The following is a 21,461-nucleotide window of genomic DNA, read 5'->3' as shown; positions in this document are numbered from 1 at the left end:
AAATAAGCAGGCAGCTTTTTTATTTGCTGATTTTTTATTTTCTCAATTTGAGATAATAAAAATTTTCTTTATTTTTGCTGTAAATCAAATAGAAAGGCATTATGTTAAAGAAAACCGTCATTATAAGTTTACTCACCTTTATTTCTGCTTCTTATATGGCTCAGACCAATACTACCATACCCGTTTATTTAGATGAATCCAAATCTGTAGAACAGCGTATTCAGGATGCATTGTCAAGAATGACACTGGAAGAAAAAGTGGCTATGCTTCATGCACAGTCGAAATTTAGTTCACCAGGTGTTCCAAGATTGGGAATTCCTGAATTCTGGACAACAGATGGCCCTCACGGGGTACGTCCTGAAGTAATGTGGGACGAGTGGGATCAGGCCGGATGGACGAATGACTCTATTATCGCCTACCCTGCCCTTACAGCTTTATCCGCAACCTGGAACAAAAAAATGTCATGGAACTATGGGAAAGCATTGGGTGAAGAAGCCCGCTACAGAAAAAAAGATATTCTTCTGGGACCTGGGGTTAATATTTACAGGACTCCCCTGAACGGAAGAAATTTTGAATATATGGGGGAAGATCCTTATCTGACCTCAAAGATGGTGGTTCCTTATATCAAAGGAGTGCAGTCTAATGGCGTAGCCACTTCTGTGAAACATTATGCTCTGAACAACCAGGAAATGTTCCGTCATACGAGTAATGTGAATGTAGATGACAGAACTCTTTATGAAATTTACCTTCCTCCTTTTAAAGCGGCGGTAACAGAGGGTGATTCATGGACAATTATGGGAGCTTATGATATGTACAAAGGCCAGTATGCCAGCCAGAATCAGTATCTTTTAAATGATATTTTAAAGAAAGAATGGAATTATAAAGGGGTTGTGGTATCCGACTGGGGTGCTGTAAACAATACAGAGCAAGCCATCCACAATGGTCTTGACCTTGAATTCGGATCGTGGACCAACGGCCTTTCTAAAGGAACTAAAAATGCCTATGATAACTATTATCTGGCAAAACCTTATCTTGATTTGATTAAAGCAGGAAAAGTAGGCACCAAAGAATTGGATGACAAGGTAACAAGGTTACTTCGTCTTGCTTATAAAACGACAATGAACCGCAACAAGCCTTTCGGAAATATTGCTTCTGAAGAACATAAAGCTGTTGCTAAAGAAATTGGAGAAGAAGGAATTGTTTTATTAAAAAATCAGGGAAATGTTCTTCCGATTGATATGAACAAGGCTAAAAAAATAGCCGTTATCGGAGAAAATGCTATTAAAATAATGACTGTTGGCGGTGGTTCTTCTTCATTAAAAGTGAAATATGAAACTCTTCCTTTAGACGGAATTAAATCCAGATTCGGAAAACAGGCAGATGTACAATATGCGAGAGGTTATGTAGGAGATATCGGAGGTGAATATAACGGCGTAAAATCCGGACAGGACTTAAAAGACACCCGTTCTGAAGCTGAATTATTGAATGAAGCTGTAGAATTAGCTAAAAAATCAGACTACGTAATTTTCGTAGGAGGTTTGAACAAAGCAGACTTCCAGGACAGCGAAGGAAACGACAGAAAAAGCTATGGATTACCTTACAGCCAGGATAAAGTGATTGCTGCTCTTGCAAAAGCCAATAAAAATCTTGCCGTAGTATTAGTTTCAGGAAATGCTGTTGCAATGCCTTGGATCAAAGACGTTCCTACTGTTTTACAAGCCTGGTATCTAGGTTCTGAAGCAGGAAATTCAATTGCAGCAATTTTAGCAGGTGATGCCAACCCATCAGGAAAACTTCCGTTTACATTCCCGGTAAAACTTGATGACAATTCAGCCCATCAGCTTGGAGAATATCCTGGACAAAAAGATGAGTTGGCAGCAGGAAAAGGTAAAGATCAGAAAAACCCGATCAATATCACTTACAACGAAGGTATTTTTGTAGGTTACCGTTGGCATGATACTAAAAATATAAAACCTCTGTTCAGTTTCGGACATGGGTTGAGCTATACCAATTTTGAATTCGGAAAAGCAAAAGCAGACAAGACCACGATTTCACAGGATGGTAAAATTACATTTACAGTAACTGTTAAAAATACAGGTAAAAAAGCAGGAGCAGAAGTTGCCCAACTTTACATCAGCGATTTAAAATCATCCGTTCCGCGTCCAACAAAAGAGCTGAAAGGTTTTGAAAAAGTATATCTGAATTCAGGAGAGCAAAAAGAAGTGAGTTTCACGATTGATAAAACGGCTTTAAGCTATTTTGATGCTCAGAAACATGATTGGGTAGCTGAACCGGGAGACTTTGAAGCACAGATTGGAAATTCTTCCGATGCCATTAAAACGAAAGTGAAGTTTACGCTTAAATAACTGATCTATATAAAAAAATATAAAGAGAGGCTGTCTTATAAGAACAGCCTCTTCTCTTGAAATACCCACAGAAGCATACCCAGTGCCAGACTGAAAAGCCTATTAAATTCAGCCATGGCTACTCCTGTTATGAAAATCTTTAATGATTTCTCTTCAATTTCCACGTGATGTTGAAATGTGGAAGTCTTATTTTCTATTTCGGCTCTTCATATCATTCATCAAAGAATCTTCTTTTTTGATTTCCTTTAATTTCTGATTACCAAACGTCCAGTATAATCCCAGTCTTATACCTCTGGTATCGTTATAAGATGAGTTTTTATATACTATAGGGTATATTGCTTCATCATAATTTTTCTGACCTCTCAGCAAATCTGTCACAACAAGATAAGTGGTAAGATTAAGATGAGGAATTTTCTTCTGTAAAGTAATGCTTAGATTGTTTGTTTTTCCATGTTTGAAAAATCCATCATAAAAATCAGTTGAAAAAGAATAAGAAACCTCCGCAGCATATCCTTTTTTAAGGATAATCCCCAAAACAGTTCTGTTATCAAAAGCAAAATTGGTTTTCCCTTTCTCAAAACCTTCAAATTCCATGATCGGAAGATAGTTCACATTCGAATAGTTTTTAACAATATACTTATTATTGAAGACTTTGTTTAGAGCAAGACTTGCATACAGTGTCATCATTTTAAAATTGTTATATTCCTGCACCAGATAATCACCGCGTTTTACAATCAGAGTACTGATATAATTTGGAGAATAATTCATTCCCACAGATAACATCTGGTTTTTGTAGTACAGGGAGAGATCCACTTCATGCTCTATCTGCGGTCTCAGGTTGATATTTCCTGAAGTGTAAAGCATACTGTCATCACTATTCTTTCTTCTCAATTGATTCAGTAGAAAATAGTCTGGCCTGATAAGTGTTTTTTTATAACTGGTTTCTACCTGAAAATTATCTGAAAAGCTGTGCTGAACCAAAACATTTGGGTAAAATCCATCTATTTTGAATGAATTTGAAGTAATTCCTTGATCAAAAAAATTAGTAATATTACTTTCATAACGCATTCCCAGTCTTATATATGTTTTATTAAATTCTTTCTGTCCTTCTAAAAATAAAGCATATTGCTTTTCACTGTAATTTTGTACACTTTCCTGTGAATCAACATCATTTACCGTTATATTAATGGGATTATTGATGTCACTGTATGAAAACCTTCCTCCTGCAGACCATATTCCCCATTTTTTGTTTGTAGAGTATAATTGGCATTCCCAATATACATATTGATATTTCTCGAAGAGGAATCATCTATTCTGTTACCATCAAGGTAATAAGATTGCTGGTAAAAATAATTTCTGAAGCTGTTGTTTGTTTTTCTATTGGCATTTAAATATTCAAACTGAATATTAAGCTTTTGGGTAGCAGAATCATTTTCAAATTTATAATTAGCCTGAACATTTGTACTTCGTCCCAAATCTTTAAACATGGAATTGTATTTAAAAATAGAATCCTTTCTGGAAACCCTTTCTGCTGTTGGCAATCCATTATCTGCATTAAGCTCGCTCTGTGTATTGACAGGATTATACTCTCCATAAATGCTGAATTTATTCCTTTTGTCTGCAAAATAATTCACCAGTAAAGAATAAATATTAGTAGATTTCTGAATATCCTGGTTCTGAGCAATATCCCAGATATTATTTTTGTATTCCCTCTCAGCATTCATCTCTGTAAGGACATTGGCATGCGTACTGCTTAAAAGTGTATTGATTTCAAATTTCTCAGATTTATAATTCAGATTCAGATTCTGAGCCATATTCATCTTTTTGGTAAAACCAAGGCTGGAGCCAATTCCTAATTTCAAACCTTCAATATTACTGTTCACGAGATTAATCTTAATGATCGACTGCTCATCAGCAGGATAAGAAGAATCCGGAGTTCCGATTACTTCAATGTTTTTTATCAGCTTGGCAGGGATAGACTCAAGATAGTTTTTAAGTTCTATACCCGACAAGCGGAGCTTTCTGTCATTGATATATACAGTGGTATACTTTTGTTTAATTTTTATTGTTCCCTCCTCAGAGGCATCTGCGTATCCAGAATTTTTGATAAACTCCCAGCTGTTACTGGCATCTGCAGTAGCAGTCCCGGCAGGTGTAACGATTATTTTTCCGTTTTTAAATTTTACTGCAGAGCGTGTAATCTTGATTTCGTCAATTTTCTTTTCATTTTTTAAGGTGTCTTTTTGTTGTGCGGAGGTTAATATTACTATCAATGAAGATAGTAATATTAAAGCTCTGCTGGTTATATGATGAAGATAAATCATGATGTTGCTGCGATTGGTTTTTTGGAATCTTCAAGGTTTAAGAAGGCGCTTAAGTTTAAAAGGATCATTAACGCTCCGAAGAAATATAGATTCATAGCGATGATAATTCCGGTGTGCAGAGCTACTACCATCCAGATAAACACTTTTCTCGTGCTCTTCTTCCACATAAAATAAGGATAAAATAACTCAATAATGATGGTTGAAATCCCTATAAATATTGGAATAATCGGGAAATCCACAAAGATATCATAACTGCTGTTATCCAATATATAAGACTGGAATCCAGGAAGATGTAATGCCTTCCAGATAGATTCTCCGTTCCACCAGTTCATCCCGAATGCTTTATCCAATCCTGAAGTAAAGTAAACTATACTCATGTGCATTCTCAGAAGATTCCTGAAAGGTGTAGGATTAATATCATTATATTTAAATATTTTAGAATCCAGAGAGTAGAAACTTCCCAAAGGAAACAGAAGACAGTAGAACATGGCAATTGTCTTGAAGAAATCTATCCCATACATAAAAGTACTGGAAGATTGAAAAATAAGCAGGTGAAGGATCAGGATAATCCCCGCAGAGAGTCTGCTCATGAATCCTGCTGTTAAAGAAATACATGCCAAGATATACATTACAATATATCCCATTATTACAGAACTTTCCGAAATATTCATGGTTCCTAATAATTTGATTACAAAGAAGAAAGATGGCATTTTCTCAGACCCTAGAAATCCTACGACTTCCAGTGGTATAAGCCCCTGATCTGTAAAAAGAAGATTAAAATCAGTAAGCGTGGAAACAAAGTGCACTAAGAAGAATAATCCCATGGAAATTCTAAAAAATGCAAAGAACAGTTTATCTTCCGGTTTATATTCGTTGAAGAATTTATAAAATTCAGTTGGAAGCAATGTGGTTTTTCTTAATAGGCTTAGCATCGATGTCAAGGAGTTTAATTAGTACTGGTTTAGTTTTATTTTCTGTTTTTATTTCCTGCAGCATTGGGTGGTGGTGCAGATAAAGTGTACAAGAAACGGTGTAGGTATCAGGATTATATTCCTTATAATAATATCTTCCGATACTTTTGATGAATATATCAAGGAATTCACCGTATTTGTCAGATTCATTAAATTCTGTAGATTTTTTTTCTGCATCTTATTTTCCAGAATCGTCAGTCTGTCCTGAAAGTATCCTAATAAAGTATGATATCTGTTGAGTCCTTCCTTAGATTTGAATGGCGGGAAATAAGATTCTTTCACAAGATTCCTGTTTTTGTCATATACAGATATTTTTAAGATATAGGAACTGGCTACATTGGGAGCAAAGAATCCGTATCCTGCGTTGATCCCCGCAATAGCCTGATACTGCTGAATAAGAGAAATAGAATTAAATTCTCTAATGCCTTCTTTTGTATCTTTCAGAACGGCTGTCAAATCATTTTCTACATACGAGGTTGATTTTTCATAGGAATCAATTGTACTTGAAGTACATACAATCAGTATTAGAGCAATATGAACCATACTGAATATGAAGAAGAGTTTTGGGTATTTCATAGTAAGTAGTATAAAAAATTAATGTCTAAATATTGCAGCTGTCATTGTCACAATGAATTGGGATGATTTTCCGGTTTACAGCAAGCTGTATGTAAATTCCCTGTCCAATTTTTGTAATGTTCAGAAACCAGAGAGCCGGAAATAAGGGCCATAGCAAAGGCAGGGTTGCCAATATTCTGAAAATAGATTCATAGCCATAGGCCCAGGTAGTAGTGTAAGAAGCCATTTGTTTTTCAGCAAGAACCATATCAATTCCTTTTATGGCTTGTCCTCTTTCTCTGAGAGAGCGAAATTCTACCTGATCCAACCAGTCTATTTTTTTACAGTCTTCATGAATCGGGTGCAGCGTGGGCACCAGCTATCATAGTATACGATTAGCTTTTTCATCATTTAGTTTTTGGGAAGCTGTTTTTTTATGAAAGCCTTTATTCTGCCGCTATTATTCAAGATCTTCAATCTGAAAGTACTTTCACTTGAAGCTGTGTTTACCACATAAAATTCATTGGCAAAATTGATTCTGGTTTTTACAGAGTCATTTTTAGGAAGAACTTTAAGTTCATTACTGCTGTTCATATATTTCAGATCGCTTGTCTGGGAAGGGTTATACAAAACAACCTCCAGGTCTTCTTTTGATGAATTTTTGATCTTAAGATTCTGCTGTGCAGGAATTGCCCAGTGGTTACGGTAGATGTGTCTGCCTCTTTCCATTTTAAATGAACAAAGAAAAACAACAGTACCTATGATTAATAGTAAATACAAATAAAGGCTTTTCATAACAGTGATTATTTATAGGTTGATACAATTCTACCCAGATCCATTTCTGGAGTATCGATGGCAGATACAATTTTAGTTTCGAAAATGCTTACAGCATCTCTTTTGATACAATTATCTACGGAACATTCTTTTTTGAAAGATTTGTTGGTGATAACAGTGCTTTTGATGAACGCTCCTACTTCAGTCTCTAAAGACATATTTCTGCTAAGAGTATCATACTTGATCTTATCAGTATCGTCTGATACTTTGTCAAATGATAATAAAGAAACTGTTGTCAGTAATAAAGCAGGTAGTATTAAGATATATTTTTTCATAAGGTTTAAAGTTTTTTAGGAAACACATTCAGTTGAGAAGTTCAACTGAATGTGCAGGTTGAATAATATTATTTGTAGTTTTCTACAACTTTGTTAAGAGTAAGAATAGGATCAATAGAAGTGCTGATCGCTTTTTCACTGGCTACACTTACAGTTTCCACTGTTTCTTTAGAAAGAATTGTTTTCTTCGTTTTTACTGTTACAGAGCTGCTAACTGCAGTTCCACCAATAACTTCTATAGAAGAAAAATCATTTGTGTTTCCTTTTCCGTATGTTAAAGAATGATCTTCTGATGTCCAAGAAGAAAGAGCTAGAGGAACGATGGCTAATCCTGCTAATAATAGTTTTTTGTAGTTGTTCATGATAAAATTGTTTTAGTTGTTATTTATAATCGTTTAGAATGTCATTGAATGAGCGTGCAGTTTCAAGAGAGTTGCTGATTGCTTTTTCGCTGGCTACACTTATCGTTTCCACTGTTTCTTTAGAAAGTACTTTCTTTTTAGTGTTTACTGTTACAGAGCTGCTTACAGCTGTATTTCCAATAATCTCTACAGTAGAACCAAGCTTGGCTTCTTTGTTTCCAAACTGAGTAGATGGCTCTTCTGATGTCCAAGAAGATAGTGCTAGAGGAACGATGGCTAATCCTGCTAATAATAGTTTTTTGTAGTTGTTCATGATAAAATTGTTTTAGTTGTTATTTATAATCGTTTAGAATGTCATTGAATGAGCGTGCAGTTTCAAGAGAGTTGCTGATTGCTTTTTCGCTGGCTACACTTATCGTTTCCACTGTTTCTTTAGAAAGAACTTTCTTTTTAGTGTTTACTGTTACAGAGCTGCTTACAGCTGTATTTCCAATAATCTCGATGGTAGAACCAAGGTTGGCTTCTTTGTTTCCATACTGAGTAGATGGCTCTTCTGATGTCCAAGAAGAAAGGGCTAGAGGAACGATTGCCAGTCCCGCAAATAATAGTTTTTTGTAGTTGTTCATAATAAAAATTGTTATTAATTATTTTTTAAAAAGTTTTTTAGTTTTAGTAGCGGTCTCAAATGTTACTGATAGGTTTTTACAATATCTTCTATAGAAAGAGCATTTGAGGGATCAAGGGTTTTGGTAGTGATCACCACCTTTTCCTGAGAAGGTCCTAGATCAAACTTATCTGTAACATCCAACATCGTTTTTTTATTTACCTTAGACTGAACTACAACCACATTGGCCTCTCCTATTGTTTCATTTTGAGAAAATGTTTGTTGTTTTTCAGAGTTCCGGAAATCAGATTCGGAAGTGTTGGAATTCCAGGAAGAAAGAGCAAGAGGTACGATTGCCAGTCCTGCAAGGAGCAGTTTTTTTTGTTGTTTCATATAATAAATGTTTAAAATGTTTTTCAGATAGTTATTTTTAGACATACCTCTCACTGTTTCTCTTATTGAAAAAGAAATAGGTATGTGATTTTTTAAATTTTGATTTTTTTAAGGCTAGATAAAGACTACTTTTCCACCGATAAGAATAAACGGTCTTTTTGAATTTATCTGATGATCATTTTCCAAGGCAGTAAGATAGATTCCGTCCTGATACCTACTTGTGAATGACAGTGTATTATTAACAACAGATTTCGTCTCTTGCTTTTCCCAACTGTTGTCTGCAAATCTGTAAAGAGTATACGAAGTGCCATCCTGCAGCTTTGAACCGATTATTTTCTCTGCCAGAGCATTGATATCTGCTGTATTTTTATGATGAGAGGCCAGATTTTTCATTCTTTCCGCCACAGACTCTGCCTGAGAAATACTAATGAGTGATTTTTTAGATTTATCAAAGGATAATAATTTCCCGTTTTTATCAACATAGAAAAGAGACTTCTTCCCCGAACTTTCAGGAGTATGAACCAGATACAGCGCTCCTACCCCTACTTTATCAAATACCTTCTGCTTATGTTTTGGACTAATTGCGGCTACTGGAAGCCATTTGTTGAAACAGAACACAGAAAGTAACCCAAGCTCTGTTTTATCATTATAAAAGCCATTCACATTATATTTGATAGTCTTAGTATACTGATCTGTAACGTCAATATCTGAATAGGTAGAGGTAAATCCCATTTTACTAAGAGTTTTATAATATTTTAAATAGACTGAAGCAGTATCCGGTACAAATCCTCTTCTGTATACTTTAGTAATTGTATAAGAATTATGAAGACTGTCTTTTATAGTATTGATAATTCTGGTGGGATTGAAATTCCCTATGTTTTCTGTTCCTCCTGAGAAAGGAAAAGATTTTTTCTCATTAATAACCAGAGCATTCCAGGCTTTCCCTCCATTTACATTTCCCCAAACCGGAGCATAGTCTATGGTTACCGGTAATCCGTTTGCTTTATTGATGTAATTCGCCAGATTTACCATCGCAATATCTGAACCTTTATTTTCTTTCTGCAACTGAGCAAATGACCAATAATCTTCCTGTGGGAAAGGATCAGCATACGGCATTTTTACATTCTTCAGTTTATTGTTTAAATAATTAACTGATTCAATTACAGATTTTTCAGAATTCAGTGTATAACTAGAAGGAAGTTCATAGTTTTTCAGCACCATTTCTCTCCAATTAAAATCATCTGAAAAATTCACTTTATACGGAAGAACAAAATTGATGAAGCTGTAATCTGAGATAGCATTAGACTGAATCAGTTCTTTAGATTTATTATAAGAAAGCTCTACGTTTTCTTTAATATCAGCATCTTTAATCCATTTTGAATCCTGCTCCTGTACACCTTCTGCATTGATATGAAAATTTAAAATAGCATTTTTCTTTAGAAATTCAAAAGCATTCTTATAATTAATGCTTTTATCATTGTTTATAATCCCATAAGTATTGGTCTTATCAGAACACGATACCAAAGTGCAGACACCCATGGCAAGCAGTAAGTTTCTTTTATTGAATATAGATGTTTTTTGAATTTTCATGATGAGCTATTTTATTGTGTTGTTTTTCTTTTACAATATTATTTATTCTGAAAAACAAATGGACTACACCATCGTGTAGTTCGCTACTACACGATGGTGTAGTTTTTATATAGACTTAGAATTAGGTTTCAACTTCTTCATTCTGGCAGCACAAAAATTCATCCTTATAGAAGTAATATTTCTCTTGACAATATTCTCTATCAATACAAAAGCAGATTCCGGTTTGGAATCTGCTTTCATTTTTATCTAACAAATCTTGAGTTATTTTCCACCGCCACTGTTTTTCTCTACGTCGGTTTTTGTATTTTCTTTTACCTTCTGGTTTCCGAAACGTTTTACAAAAGTAAGGGAAACACCGTACCAGTCCCATTTTGAATATTCTCTGAATGTTCCGTCCGGGCTATAAGTAGTATTATCACCATAAGGTCTTTTAAAAATATTCATTAGCTGCATGCTCAGCTCCATCTGAGTTTTCGGGAATATTTTGGTCACAGAAATGTTATGGAATACGTTGGTATTGTTTGCATAAGAGTTCCCGTTGTTCTGATTGGCAAGCTCTACCCACGCGCTTAGGTTAATATTTTTATTGAAAAGATTCGTGTAAGATACGTTTGCTGAAGCCCCCCAATAACTGATATAATCTTTACCTCCCAACTTATTTTTCTCATTAAAATCTTTATTATTAATATAATACCACCCGAACCCGGCATTTACATTCAGTTTATTTTTCAGGAAGTTCTGATTGGTGTTGGCAAAAAGATAATATTTTTCAACTTTTCCATCGAAGTTCCCAGGCAATGAAACTGTTCTTCCGTTTTCCGTCACGTAAGTCGTCCAGTAATCCTGATTGGTGTGCATATATCTTGCAGAGATAAAGTACTTTTTCAGAATTCCTAATTTCATATACAATCGGTCATTCGGATTGGGATTCAGATAAAGATTTCCTCTGGAATACGTTCCGTTAATTTCAGGAACGAGGAAAGGATTAAATTCAGAATACCACGGTCTCCAGATCGTTCGGTTATAGGTAAGACTCAAGTCAAACTTCTCTGAAAAGCTGTACTTCAGCAATAGATTGGGAAGAAAAGTTCCATATGAATCTCTTCTCTCTGTACCTGCAACATCCTGTCTTACTTTATAATCAATATATTCATAACGAACCCCGATTCTTGTTTCTAATTTTTTGAAGAATGTTTTGCTATAGTTGGCATATAAAGAGCTTAAGTTGTCCTCATAATGGAAGGTATCATTTCTCGCAAGATTATAAAATTCGGAGTTAACATCTGCCATACTGAATCCGTAAAGGCTATTAGGAATGGTGTGGTTGTTAATTTCTGTTTTCCCTCCTACTTCTATGGTACCTCCGGATTTTCCCAGAGGCTGAGTATAATCTACTTTCAGATAATAGTTGCGCATCTGATTTGAACTGATCACTCCCAGCTGCTGAGCAGAGCTCCCTGTCTGATTATTAATCTGCTTATCAATTAAATTATCATTGTCATTACTTGAGTAATTGGTTCCTAAATTAATATCTAAGATTCTGTTCTTTTCTTTATCATAATACTTGTAGAAAGCATTGGTTCCAAGGTTACGATTGAATCCCCAGTTATTCTGTGTCTGAATGAAAGAGTCTCCAGGCTCTCCATTATTGAAGATCATTCCATTAGATTCTGCCAGAGACAAATTTCTGCTCTGTGAATACTCCGCTACAAATCCGATATTATTTTTATCATTCAGTTCAAATTCTGAAGTGGAAGAAAGAGAGGGACTTTCGTTTCTCATCACGTTCTCCAAATTGAACTGGGTCAGTTTATTAGTGGTATAACGGTTATCCCATGTCTGAGTCTTTTGCACATAGTTTCCGCTATTGTAACCTCCTATAAAAGTTTGGGTAAACTTTTTCTTATGGTAATTCAGGTTGAAATTGGTGTATTGTGAGTTCTTCGTGCTTTGTCTGTTGTTGAGAGAGATACTTCCTTTTATTCCTTCGTCATCTCTTTTTTTCAGAACAATATTGATGACAGATCCTGAAGTTTCATAACGGGAGGAAGGGCTGGTAATCACTTCAATTTTCATCAGGTTGTCAGCCGGAATTGTTTTAAGATATTCCTTTAATTCTTTCCCTGTAAAAACAGATTTTCTGTCGTTGATGTATACCGTAACCATTTGCCCTTCGGCTTTTACATCATCATTATTGTCAATACTTACCAAAGGAGTCATTCTCAGAACATCCCAAGTTGTATTTCCTGCCAGAATTGCACTGTTGGCTACATTGAATACAGTTCTGTCTATTTTCGATTCTACGGTCGGTTTTCTGGCTACCAGTGTAACAGCTTCTATTTCTTTTGCATTTCCTTTTACAGTATCCTTTGCAGCCGGAGCCGAAGCTTGCTGAGCCATTACAAATGAACCTGCTAATATCGCTATTGGAAATATAATTACTTTCATGTGAAATTATAGTTTTTCTATAAGACCATTATCTTCACAACTTTGTTACATCAAAAATTAAAATAAATATCTAATTTCCAACAAAATACCAAGAACACTTTTAAACATAAATTAAAAAACAATATAAATTTTTCAAAAAATCAGTTTAATATAAATCACTTTCATAATAATTATTCTTAAAAATAGTTTTTATCTGTAATTTAAATTTTATTAAAAAAAGTTTTAAAATTGATCTTAAACTCATGATTTTTTTATGAACAACCTATAAAAACAAACTGATCATCCTCAGATTTTCAAAAAACAGGCTTATAAAAAAGGCCCGGATCTCACCCGGGCCGCTAGCAATAGCAAATTTACAAGGAATAATATTAAAAAATATATGCTAGTTTAAATTTTCAAAATAGTGGATAACACCTACTTCGGGCAAACGAAAGGGATCTTTATTAAAGTCAGACTCCCTATTGTTACTGCTTTCCAGGAAAGAATTACTGAAAAGTGCATAAGAAGGCTGTTCTGCCAATCCGTTTTTCAAAAGTTGATGGGCTTCCACAATGGTTTTTCCATAGAGTTTTCTGAAGTTTCCAATATTGTATTGTGAAAAAGATCCGTAATGAACAATAAATTTAAGAGCCAGATCAATTTTGGTGCTTAAACTCTTACTCAGCTCCTCTATCTTTCTGTTGAAGGCGCTTCTCATCTTCCACAGCATTTTTGAAATACTCTGGTAAGACGGATTTTCATCATAACGGTAAAATAAAATGGCATCTCCCTCAATCTCGGAAATTTCAAAATACTGATCGTTCACATCAATCAGTGTAGACAGTAATTGTCGCACAATATACTCGCCGGTGTACAATTTTGTATTGAACACAAATTCGGTAAATCCGCTGAAATCCGGAATGAGAATGATCCCCTCTTGTATATTTGTCTTCATAATGATTATGGATTAAAAACCTGCTTCGTCATTAGAGACGAAGCAGATTCAATTTTACTTTATTGCCATCCGCCTCCTACAGAACGGTAAAGCGCAGTAATGGCATTCAGTCTCTGGGTTTTCAGAGAAGCCAGTTCCAGTTCTGCCTGAAGTTTATTTGTTTGTGCGATAATCACTTCTACATAAGTTGCTGAATTATATTTAAATAATAAATCCGCCTTCTTCACTGCTTCACCTGATTTCACTGCCAGTCCTTCTGCAACTTTCTGCTGTTCTTCCAACTTTTGAATCTGTATCAATGCATCAGAAACTTCGCCCACTGCTTTTAAAACAGACTGCTTAAAGTTAATTTCTGCCTGATCAGCCAATACTTTAGACTGCTCATATTGGGTTTTCAGCTGTTTTCCATTTAAAATAGGCTGTGCGACTGCTCCAGCCACCATTCCGAAAAGTGATCCCGGAACACTGAACCATTTACTGATCTGGAAGGCATTCACTCCTCCCTGTGCGGTAATATTCAAAGAAGGATACATGCTCATTTTTGCCACATGGATTGCAGCTGCACTTTTTCTGACTTCAAGTTCTGCTGTTTTGATATCAGGTCTATAGCTTAACAATTCTGACGGAACTCCTGTGGCAATCTGATCCGGAGACTGAACGTTGTTCAGACTTGCACTTCTTTCAATTTTCCGTGGCATAGAACCGGTCAACAAACTCAAAGCATTTTCCTGAGTGATTACAGAGCTTTCAATAGCGGGAATTGATTTCAGAATCTGATCTTTCACAATTTCCTGCTGTTGTACTGCTAATGCTGTTGTCAAACCAAGTTCCTGCTGTTTGGTCAGAAACTTCAGGGTATTCTCTGCATAAGCCATATTGGATTTTGTAATTTCCAACTGAGTATCAAGCATCAAAAGATTGTAATATCCTTGTACAACCGCAGATACTACTTGTGTTTTTACCGCTTTTGCCGCTTCCTGTGTTTTAAGGTATTCTACCAAAGCCTGTTCTTTTCTGCCTTTGATTTTACCCCAGATATCAGCTTCCCATGAGAAACTCAGAGAAGTTGTATAATCTTCCATATACCTTTTTCCCATAAACTGTCCGGCCATCATTCCGTTCATACTGTTATCTGAAGGACGGTTGATATTGGCATTGGCAGAAGCACTTACCGTTGGGATATTAGCCCATTTGCTCTGATTGTAAGCCAGTGATGCAAATTCTATCTGCTTCAAAGCCATCTGAAGATCATTATTCTGCACCATTGCTTTATCAATTAATCCTACCAACACTGGATCTTTGAAGAAATCTTTATAACTTATTTTAGCAATATTCTCCTGAGAATCCGCCACAATACTATCACTTCTGAAAGCTTCAGGCATTTTTATTTCAGGCTGTTCATATTTCTGAACCTTACAGGAGATTGCTGTTCCGGAAATGAATGCGATATATGCTATATTTTTAATTTTCATTTTAAAATCATTTGAATTAATATTCCCAATCTGCATCGGTTACTACTCTTCCGTTGATTCTTTCATGCAATGCCTGGAAGACCACGAAAAGAACCGGAACTACAAAAATCCCCAGAATAGTTCCGAAAAGCATCCCTGAAATGGCTGCATATCCGATAGAATGGTTCCCCATTGCTGAAGGCCCCACCACGAATAACAATGGCAGCAATCCTGTTATAAATGCAAGGGAAGTCATTAAAATAGGACGCAGACGGGCTTTTGCTCCTTCTACTGCAGATGCGATAAGGCTTTTCCCTGCTCTACGTCTCTGAATCGCAAATTCTACGATCAGGATACCATTCTTCGCCAGCAATCCGATGAGCATTACCAATGCAATCTGTACATAAATATTATTGGAAAGTTCTGCAAACGTAATTCCTACAAACACTCCGGAAAGTCCTACCGGAATTGCAATCAACACCGCTAATGGAAGGATATAACTTTCATACTGCGCAGATAAAAGGAAGAATACAAATACAATACATAATCCGAAGATCATCACAGATTGTGAGCTCGAACCTGCTTCTTCACGGCTCATTCCTTTATAATCGTACGTATATCCCGGAGGAAGCACCTGCTTACTCACTTCTTCAATGGCTGCCATAGCCTGTCCGGTACTGTATCCCGGAGCTGCCATCACGGTTAAATTGGAAGAATTAAATAAGTTAAAACGATCTACTACTTCAGCTCCTGTCACCTGTTTCAGACTAACCAATGTATTGATCGGAACCATCTGGCCCAGATTATTTTTAACGAAAATTCCATTCAAAGATTCTTTATCCTGTCTTGTTTCCGGCGTAGACTGCACCAATACTCTGTAATATTTTCCGAATCTATTGAAATCAGAAGCCTGAATACTTCCATAATAGCCTTGCATTACTCCCAACACATCAGAAACGTTTACTCCAAGCTGAGCAGATTTCACTTCATCTACAAGCACTTCAAACTGCGGATAAGTAACATCAAACGTCGTAAATGCTACGGCTACCTCAGGTCTCTGCATTAAAGCACCCATCATTCCGTAAGAAATATTTCCTAAATTCTGAAGTTCCCCGTTGGTACGGTCCTGAAGTACAAGCTCCATTCCGCTGGTATTACCGAAACCGTCTACCGTTGGCGTATTGATCACAAGGAAATTGGCTCTTTTATCCTGAGAAAGCATTCCCTGGGTTTGTCCGATGATGTCATTGATATTATTGACAGGCCCTCTCTCACCTCCTTTTTTTAATTTAACGAAAATAGAAGCTGCTGAAGATGACATGGAACCACTGAATAAGTTCAGTCCGTCTACCGAAATCACTTTGTCCACTGCCGGATTTTTCATCAATAAATCTTCCGTATCAGAAACCACTTTAGAGGTTCTGTCCTTTGAAGCTCCGGGAGCAAGGTTAGCGGTTACAATAATGAAACTCTGGTCTTCATCCGGAATAAATCCTTTAGGTGTTGTCATCGACATCCATGCAAACAATCCTCCGAAGGCTACAATAATGATCAACGCCACCCATTTTCTTTTTAAAAGGAATAATACCGCTTTTCCATAACGGAAAGTCAGTTTATTGAAGCTTGCATTGAACCCTGCAAAGAAACGGTCTTTGAAATTCATTTTTTCATGCGTTCCCGGATGGTGTTGTTTTAAGAATAAAGCACACAAAGCCGGACTCAACGTCAATGCGTTAATTGCTGAAATTACAATCGAAATCGCCAGTGTCAGTGCAAACTGTTGATAGAATAATCCCGTAGAACCACTCATAAAAGCCACCGGAACGAATACCGCAGACATAATTAACGTGATGGAAACAATAGCTCCTGTGATCTCGCTCATGGCAGACATGGTAGCCGCTCTTGGGTTGAGTTTTTTATGTTCCATCTTGGCATGAACTGCCTCTACAACTACAATCGCATCATCTACCACAATACCAATCGCAAGCACTAATGCGAACAAGGTTAAAATATTGATAGAGAACCCGAAAACCTTCATAAAGAAGAATGTTCCTACAATAGATACCGGAACTGCAATGGCCGGAATCAATGTTGAACGGAAATCCTGAAGGAAGATATACACTACAATAAAAACCAGAATAAAGGCTTCTATCAGGGTATGAATTACCTGTTCTATCGATTGATCCAACGCATCTTTTGTAGCATAAGGAATTTCATAATCCATTCCTGCGGGAAAGGATTTTTCCAGTTCTTTCATTCTTTCCTGAAGGGCGATCTGCACTTCATTGGCATTGGATCCAGCCATCTGGAAGATCGCCATCGTTACGGATGCTTTTTTATTATAATTGGAAGAAACTGTATAACTATACGCTCCGAATTCTACTTTGGCAATGTCTTTTAATTTTAAAACAGAACCGTCATTCAACGCTTTGATCGTGATATTTTCATATTGTTCAGGTTCTGTAAATTTTCCTTTGTAACGAAGAACATATTCCATAACCTCTTTACTTCTTTCTCCTAATCTTCCGGGTGCTGCTTCAAGGTTTTGTGTCTGAATAGCACGGGAAACATCAGATGGCGTAAGATTGTAAGAAGTCAGTTTATTAGGATCCAGCCAGATACGCATGGAATAATCTTTATTTCCGTATACCATGGCATCTCCTACTCCTTTTACCCTTTAAGTTCAGGAACAATATTAATTTTCGCATAGTTTTCAAGGAAAAGATCACTCATCGTACCGTCTTTACTGGTCAAAGAGACCATGGCAATCATACTGTTCTGCCTTTTCACCGTAGTGATTCCAGCCTGAATTACTTCAGCAGGAAGCTGGTTGGTCACCTGTGCCACTCTGTTCTGAACATTAATAGCGGCCTGATCAGGATCTGTTCCCAATTTGAAAATAACAGTAATACTTAATGTACCGTCATTACTTGCTGTAGAAGTAATATAATCCATATTTTCCACTCCATTGATGGCATTTTCCAATGGCGGTGCTACAGACCTTGCAATAGTCTCAGCATTGGCTCCCGGATAAGCAGCGGTTACCATAACGGTAGGTGGCGCAATATCCGGAAATTTTGTAATCGGAAGACTTACCATCCCGACAATCCCCAGAATAACAAGCAATACGGATATCACCGTTGCCAGTACGGGTCTTTTTATAATTTTCTTTAACATGATTTCTTCTTAGGATTTTTTCTGTTGAGCATTTTTCTTTTGTGCCACGACAGGAGTTCCCGGCTGTAGACGGTCAAAACCGCTGGTGATATACTCATCTCCTGCTTTAAGTCCTTTGGCTACAATGAAATTATCCCCGGCTTTTCCATTCACTTCAATCGGAAGCATTGCCGCTTTCCCGCCTTGAATAGCAAACACAAAAACTTTATCCTGAATGGTTCTGGTAGAAGCAATCGGAAGTAAAACAACATTGCTGTAGAACTGATCCAGTACAATTTTTCCGGTGTTTCCGCTTCTCAAAAGATTATTGGGATTGTTGAATTTTGCTCTTAGCGTGATAGATCCGGTTGTTTTATTAAACTGACCTTCCACCGCATCAATCTTTCCTGTTTCTGCATATTTTTCACCTCCTGAAAGCAATAATGAAACGGCAGGTGTATTTTTGATGACCTCATTAATACTGCTTCCGGCGTACTGTTTCTGAAAGTTATTAAAATCATTTTCGCTCAAGCTGAAATACGTATACACCTGATGAATGTCTGATAACAGAGTAATCGGATCCTGATTACCCGGCGTCATTAAACTTCCCAGACGACAATTGAATCTTCCGATAAATCCACTTACGGGAGCTTTAATGGTAGAGAAATTAAGATTGATTTTTGCAGATTCAATGGTTGAGGTAGATTGACTTACCGCTCCTCGTGCTGCATTATAAGCTGCTTCAGCTTCTTTTACCTGAATTTCAGAAACCATTTTGTTTCTGAACAGTTCTTTTTTTCTGTCTAGATCAATTTTAGAAGTGGAAAGATTCGCTTGAGCGGTAATCAAAGATGCCTGAGCGCTTTTCAGCTGTTCACGGAAAACCTGATCTTCAATTTTGAATAATGGCTGACCTGCTCTTACAAAATCACCTTCATCTACAAAAATTTTGCTTAAATATCCTGTTACCTGAGGTCTGATTTCCACATTGGAAACTCCCTCGATAGATGCTGCATATTCTCTGGAAACAGAAGCGTCTCCCTGCGTTACTTTTGCCACAGGGAGTTCCGGCGCCTGCTGCTGATAGCCCTGGTTTTGATTATTTTTCCTGCACCCTGTCAATGCGATCAGTGAGAGGAAAAGTAGAGTCGATTTTTGAATAAAAAATCTTTGCATAACAATAGTCCTTTTAAATTTTCCGCACAAAAATCGAACGAAAAAAATTCAATAGGATTATTCGAAAAACTCCTTGTTTTGTCAAAAAGACTCCTTATTTTGAAAAACATGAGAAATATCATTCATAAACAATATAAATGACACTATTTACTATTTTTAATCAAAATAATAGTTGAAATTTGGTAAAAAGACGTCTTAAAATTATAAGACACTGATTATCAATACAGATCATCTTTCCTGTATTCCAATGGAGATCTTGCCGTATGTTTTTTGAAGAATTTACTGAAGGCTGCCTGATCTGAAAAACTCAGCTTTGCCGCTACCTCACTGATATTCAGATTCGGATTTTTCAGCAATAGTCTGGCTTCCACAGCCAAAACCTGATGGATAATATCTCTTGGTGATTTAAACACTGTTTTATTAATCACCTTCGTTAGGTATTTACGACTAATGAAAAGTTTATCTGCATAGAACTGAACATTATGTTCTTCTTTGAAATGATCCTGAACAAGCTTAAAGAAACTGGTTGTCAGCTCATCCTCTCTGTGGGTCACCGGATGGGGTTTTTCCGTTTTCTTGAAATAATTGTCAATTTCATAGATTACCAGCGAAAAGTGATGCCAGATCATTTCGTTGAAATAATAATTCTCTTTTTCCTTGTCATTTAAAACCTTAAGCTCATCGAGATGAAAATTCAGTTTTCTGTACACATCCGGTTCATTTCTGATGATGTGAGTAGGATCCGAAGACAGGCTTTTCAGAACGTTATTTGACTTATAATTAAAACCCGCATCGGATATAAAATCCAGAGAAAAGAAAATGTATTTTGCATTGTAATCTTCAGCAATTTCATCAAGCCAAAATGTTTCCAGCATGGGACAAAAAACAATGTCGCCTTCGGTTACGCTATAACTTTTATCATCCAACCTGAAGGTAACACCTCCTTTCTGTATCATAAAAATGCAGAAATAATCAGAACGGTAAGGCATATTAGGTTGTATGATGTAGTTTGCCTTATCAATTTCCATCACCACAAACTCCTTGATTCTAAGGTCAAACTCCACTTGCTGAAGCACTTCATCAAAGGCCAGCTGAGAAACAAAATCAGGTTTTGGATGGGATTTTTTAGGCATTGGAAAGAAAATTAAACACGAAGGTAGTGGAAAAAAGGAAAAAGAGCCAAAAAGCCCAATAATCGATTTCACTTTTTATTGTTTGCTAAACAACAACCAGCAGTTCTTTATCATATCCGTTATATTTTTCATCAATGTAGCCATGAGGATTACATATGATTTCTGTTTCTCCAATTTTATATCTGCACGGCGTATGGATATGCCCATGAATCCAGTATAAAGGCTGGTATTCTTTAATTAAATCTTCTAAATCTGAAGCATAAGCTGCTGTTAACGGATCTTCTTTGTAATGTTCAGGAACTGATTGTATGCTGGGTGCATGATGGGTAACGATTATATTTTTTAGTCCTTTTGATTCTTCAAGGCTTTCTTTTAACCATTGTTTTGAAAGCTGATGGATTTTAAAAGTATCTAAAGTTCTCATTTTCGAATAAGAAGGATCTCTTTTGATCATTTTATAATCGTTCATTTTGGGCTGACAAAGCATTCCGTACTGAACAGGATTTCCAAAGATTGAAAAATCCGTCCATAAAGTTGCGCCATGAAAACGAATTCCATCAATATCTACAAATGTATTTTCCAGCACATGAACATTGGTATCCAGTGCTGCTTCCTTAATTTTATTGAGTGTTTTCGGGTATGAGCCTTTATAGTATTCATGATTTCCCAACACATAGATTACAGGTTTATTAGGTATTGCTTCTTTAATCCATTCTATTCCTTTGATTCCCAGATTGACATCACCTGCCAGCACAACCATATCTGAGTGATCAAAACATAATTCCGTACTTCCAAATTCCCGATGAAGATCGCTGATGACCTGTATTTTCATGATATATAGTAAACAGCAAAGGTAATAAAGGGAAGCAGAATGGCAAAAATCAAAAAA

The 21,461-nt window shown here is 36.3% G+C and carries 19 protein-coding genes and 1 pseudogene; 1 reads left to right on the top strand and 19 read right to left on the bottom strand.

What is annotated here, in order from left to right; genetic code table 11:
- The first annotated feature begins 155 nt into the window (after positions 1-155).
- A complete protein-coding gene (locus BOQ62_RS11770) occupies positions 156-2,366 on the top strand; it encodes a glycoside hydrolase family 3 C-terminal domain-containing protein (protein ID WP_410494191.1) in 2,211 nt (736 codons plus the stop codon).
- 186 nt (positions 2,367-2,552) lie between these two features.
- Here the strand turns inward: BOQ62_RS11770 and BOQ62_RS11765 are convergent, their stop codons facing one another.
- The 19 genes and pseudogenes from BOQ62_RS11765 to BOQ62_RS11675 all read right to left on the bottom strand — a co-directional run bounded on the left by BOQ62_RS11765 (position 2,553) and on the right by BOQ62_RS11675 (position 21,404).
- Positions 2,553-3,554, bottom strand: coding sequence for an outer membrane beta-barrel family protein (locus BOQ62_RS11765; RefSeq protein ID WP_262708330.1), 1,002 nt, complete (start codon positions 3,552-3,554; stop codon positions 2,553-2,555).
- Complete coding sequence (locus tag BOQ62_RS11760; protein WP_129039695.1) at positions 3,545-4,639, bottom strand: hypothetical protein; 1,095 nt, start codon at positions 4,637-4,639, stop codon at positions 3,545-3,547. Before BOQ62_RS11760 ends, BOQ62_RS11765 begins: the two co-directional genes overlap by 10 nt.
- A 47-nt stretch (positions 4,640-4,686) precedes the next feature.
- The gene (locus tag BOQ62_RS11755) at positions 4,687-5,622 is read right to left on the bottom strand and encodes an HTTM domain-containing protein (RefSeq protein WP_129039693.1); all 936 of its coding nucleotides are present in this window, start codon (positions 5,620-5,622) and stop codon (positions 4,687-4,689) included.
- A gap of 48 nt (positions 5,623-5,670) precedes the next feature.
- The gene (locus tag BOQ62_RS11750; protein ID WP_129039691.1) at positions 5,671-6,237 is read right to left on the bottom strand and encodes a hypothetical protein; all 567 of its coding nucleotides are present in this window, start codon (positions 6,235-6,237) and stop codon (positions 5,671-5,673) included.
- 25 nt (positions 6,238-6,262) lie between these two features.
- Positions 6,263-6,592 carry a hypothetical protein gene (locus tag BOQ62_RS11745; protein ID WP_129039689.1) on the bottom strand — a complete coding sequence of 110 codons (330 nt, stop codon included), beginning with the start codon at positions 6,590-6,592 and terminating at the stop codon, positions 6,263-6,265.
- A 35-nt stretch (positions 6,593-6,627) separates the two neighbouring features.
- Positions 6,628-6,945 carry a hypothetical protein gene (locus BOQ62_RS11740; RefSeq protein ID WP_164976736.1) on the bottom strand — a complete coding sequence of 106 codons (318 nt, stop codon included), beginning with the start codon at positions 6,943-6,945 and terminating at the stop codon, positions 6,628-6,630.
- A gap of 74 nt (positions 6,946-7,019) precedes the next feature.
- Positions 7,020-7,325 carry a hypothetical protein gene (locus BOQ62_RS11735; protein WP_129039685.1) on the bottom strand — a complete coding sequence of 102 codons (306 nt, stop codon included), beginning with the start codon at positions 7,323-7,325 and terminating at the stop codon, positions 7,020-7,022.
- A gap of 68 nt (positions 7,326-7,393) precedes the next feature.
- The gene (locus BOQ62_RS11730; protein WP_129039683.1) at positions 7,394-7,687 is read right to left on the bottom strand and encodes a hypothetical protein; all 294 of its coding nucleotides are present in this window, start codon (positions 7,685-7,687) and stop codon (positions 7,394-7,396) included.
- A gap of 19 nt (positions 7,688-7,706) precedes the next feature.
- A complete protein-coding gene (locus tag BOQ62_RS11725; protein ID WP_129039681.1) occupies positions 7,707-8,000 on the bottom strand; it encodes a hypothetical protein in 294 nt (97 codons plus the stop codon).
- A gap of 19 nt (positions 8,001-8,019) precedes the next feature.
- Positions 8,020-8,313, bottom strand: a complete 294-nt coding sequence (locus BOQ62_RS11720) for a hypothetical protein (protein ID WP_129039679.1) — start codon at positions 8,311-8,313, stop codon at positions 8,020-8,022.
- A gap of 62 nt (positions 8,314-8,375) precedes the next feature.
- The gene (locus BOQ62_RS11715) at positions 8,376-8,684 is read right to left on the bottom strand and encodes a hypothetical protein (RefSeq protein ID WP_129039677.1); all 309 of its coding nucleotides are present in this window, start codon (positions 8,682-8,684) and stop codon (positions 8,376-8,378) included.
- Between the two features lie 114 nt (positions 8,685-8,798).
- Complete coding sequence (locus BOQ62_RS11710; protein WP_129039675.1) at positions 8,799-10,274, bottom strand: hypothetical protein; 1,476 nt, start codon at positions 10,272-10,274, stop codon at positions 8,799-8,801.
- A gap of 261 nt (positions 10,275-10,535) precedes the next feature.
- Positions 10,536-12,722 carry an outer membrane beta-barrel family protein gene (locus BOQ62_RS11705; RefSeq protein ID WP_129039673.1) on the bottom strand — a complete coding sequence of 729 codons (2,187 nt, stop codon included), beginning with the start codon at positions 12,720-12,722 and terminating at the stop codon, positions 10,536-10,538.
- Between the two features lie 382 nt (positions 12,723-13,104).
- Positions 13,105-13,656, bottom strand: coding sequence for a DUF2652 domain-containing protein (locus BOQ62_RS11700; RefSeq protein WP_129039671.1), 552 nt, complete (start codon positions 13,654-13,656; stop codon positions 13,105-13,107).
- Positions 13,657-13,715: 59 nt separating this feature from the next.
- Entirely contained in the window at positions 13,716-15,128 is a 1,413-nt protein-coding gene (locus BOQ62_RS11695; RefSeq protein WP_129039669.1) for an efflux transporter outer membrane subunit, read from the bottom strand.
- Positions 15,129-15,144: 16 nt separating this feature from the next.
- Positions 15,145-18,284, bottom strand: a pseudogene (locus BOQ62_RS11690) (efflux RND transporter permease subunit).
- Between the two features lie 9 nt (positions 18,285-18,293).
- The gene (locus tag BOQ62_RS11685) at positions 18,294-19,439 is read right to left on the bottom strand and encodes an efflux RND transporter periplasmic adaptor subunit (RefSeq protein ID WP_129039667.1); all 1,146 of its coding nucleotides are present in this window, start codon (positions 19,437-19,439) and stop codon (positions 18,294-18,296) included.
- 218 nt (positions 19,440-19,657) lie between these two features.
- Positions 19,658-20,572: a helix-turn-helix domain-containing protein gene (locus BOQ62_RS11680; protein ID WP_129039666.1), complete on the bottom strand. Its 915-nt coding sequence runs from the start codon at positions 20,570-20,572 to the stop codon at positions 19,658-19,660.
- A gap of 85 nt (positions 20,573-20,657) precedes the next feature.
- A complete protein-coding gene (locus tag BOQ62_RS11675) occupies positions 20,658-21,404 on the bottom strand; it encodes a metallophosphoesterase (protein ID WP_129039664.1) in 747 nt (248 codons plus the stop codon).
- Positions 21,405-21,461 lie beyond the last annotated feature (57 nt).

Source organism: Chryseobacterium sp. CH21 (genome assembly GCF_004119445.1).
GTDB lineage: Bacteria > Bacteroidota > Bacteroidia > Flavobacteriales > Weeksellaceae > Chryseobacterium.
The sequence above is the reverse complement of the archived record's forward strand: the minus strand, read 5'-3'. Positions and strand labels throughout refer to the sequence as shown.

Bases quoted from the DNA above. Each gene is read 5' to 3' on its own strand.
- BOQ62_RS11730 (WP_129039683.1), bottom strand. From the start codon at position 7,687: ATGAACAACTACAAAAAACTATTATTAGCAGGATTAGCCATCGTTCCT.
- BOQ62_RS11695 (WP_129039669.1), bottom strand. From the start codon at position 15,128: ATGAAAATTAAAAATATAGCATATATCGCATTCATTTCCGGAACAGCA.
- BOQ62_RS11675 (WP_129039664.1), bottom strand. From the start codon at position 21,404: ATGAAAATACAGGTCATCAGCGATCTTCATCGGGAATTTGGAAGTACG.
- BOQ62_RS11705 (WP_129039673.1), bottom strand. From the start codon at position 12,722: ATGAAAGTAATTATATTTCCAATAGCGATATTAGCAGGTTCATTTGTA.
- BOQ62_RS11750 (WP_129039691.1), bottom strand. From the start codon at position 6,237: ATGAAATACCCAAAACTCTTCTTCATATTCAGTATGGTTCATATTGCT.
- BOQ62_RS11735 (WP_129039685.1), bottom strand. From the start codon at position 7,325: ATGAAAAAATATATCTTAATACTACCTGCTTTATTACTGACAACAGTT.
- BOQ62_RS11710 (WP_129039675.1), bottom strand. From the start codon at position 10,274: ATGAAAATTCAAAAAACATCTATATTCAATAAAAGAAACTTACTGCTT.
- BOQ62_RS11685 (WP_129039667.1), bottom strand. From the start codon at position 19,439: ATGCAAAGATTTTTTATTCAAAAATCGACTCTACTTTTCCTCTCACTG.
- BOQ62_RS11740 (WP_164976736.1), bottom strand. From the start codon at position 6,945: ATGGAAAGAGGCAGACACATCTACCGTAACCACTGGGCAATTCCTGCA.
- BOQ62_RS11755 (WP_129039693.1), bottom strand. From the start codon at position 5,622: ATGCTAAGCCTATTAAGAAAAACCACATTGCTTCCAACTGAATTTTAT.
- BOQ62_RS11680 (WP_129039666.1), bottom strand. From the start codon at position 20,572: ATGCCTAAAAAATCCCATCCAAAACCTGATTTTGTTTCTCAGCTGGCC.
- BOQ62_RS11725 (WP_129039681.1), bottom strand. From the start codon at position 8,000: ATGAACAACTACAAAAAACTATTATTAGCAGGATTAGCCATCGTTCCT.
- BOQ62_RS11720 (WP_129039679.1), bottom strand. From the start codon at position 8,313: ATGAACAACTACAAAAAACTATTATTTGCGGGACTGGCAATCGTTCCT.
- BOQ62_RS11700 (WP_129039671.1), bottom strand. From the start codon at position 13,656: ATGAAGACAAATATACAAGAGGGGATCATTCTCATTCCGGATTTCAGC.
- BOQ62_RS11715 (WP_129039677.1), bottom strand. From the start codon at position 8,684: ATGAAACAACAAAAAAAACTGCTCCTTGCAGGACTGGCAATCGTACCT.
- BOQ62_RS11770 (WP_410494191.1), top strand. From the start codon at position 156: ATGGCTCAGACCAATACTACCATACCCGTTTATTTAGATGAATCCAAA.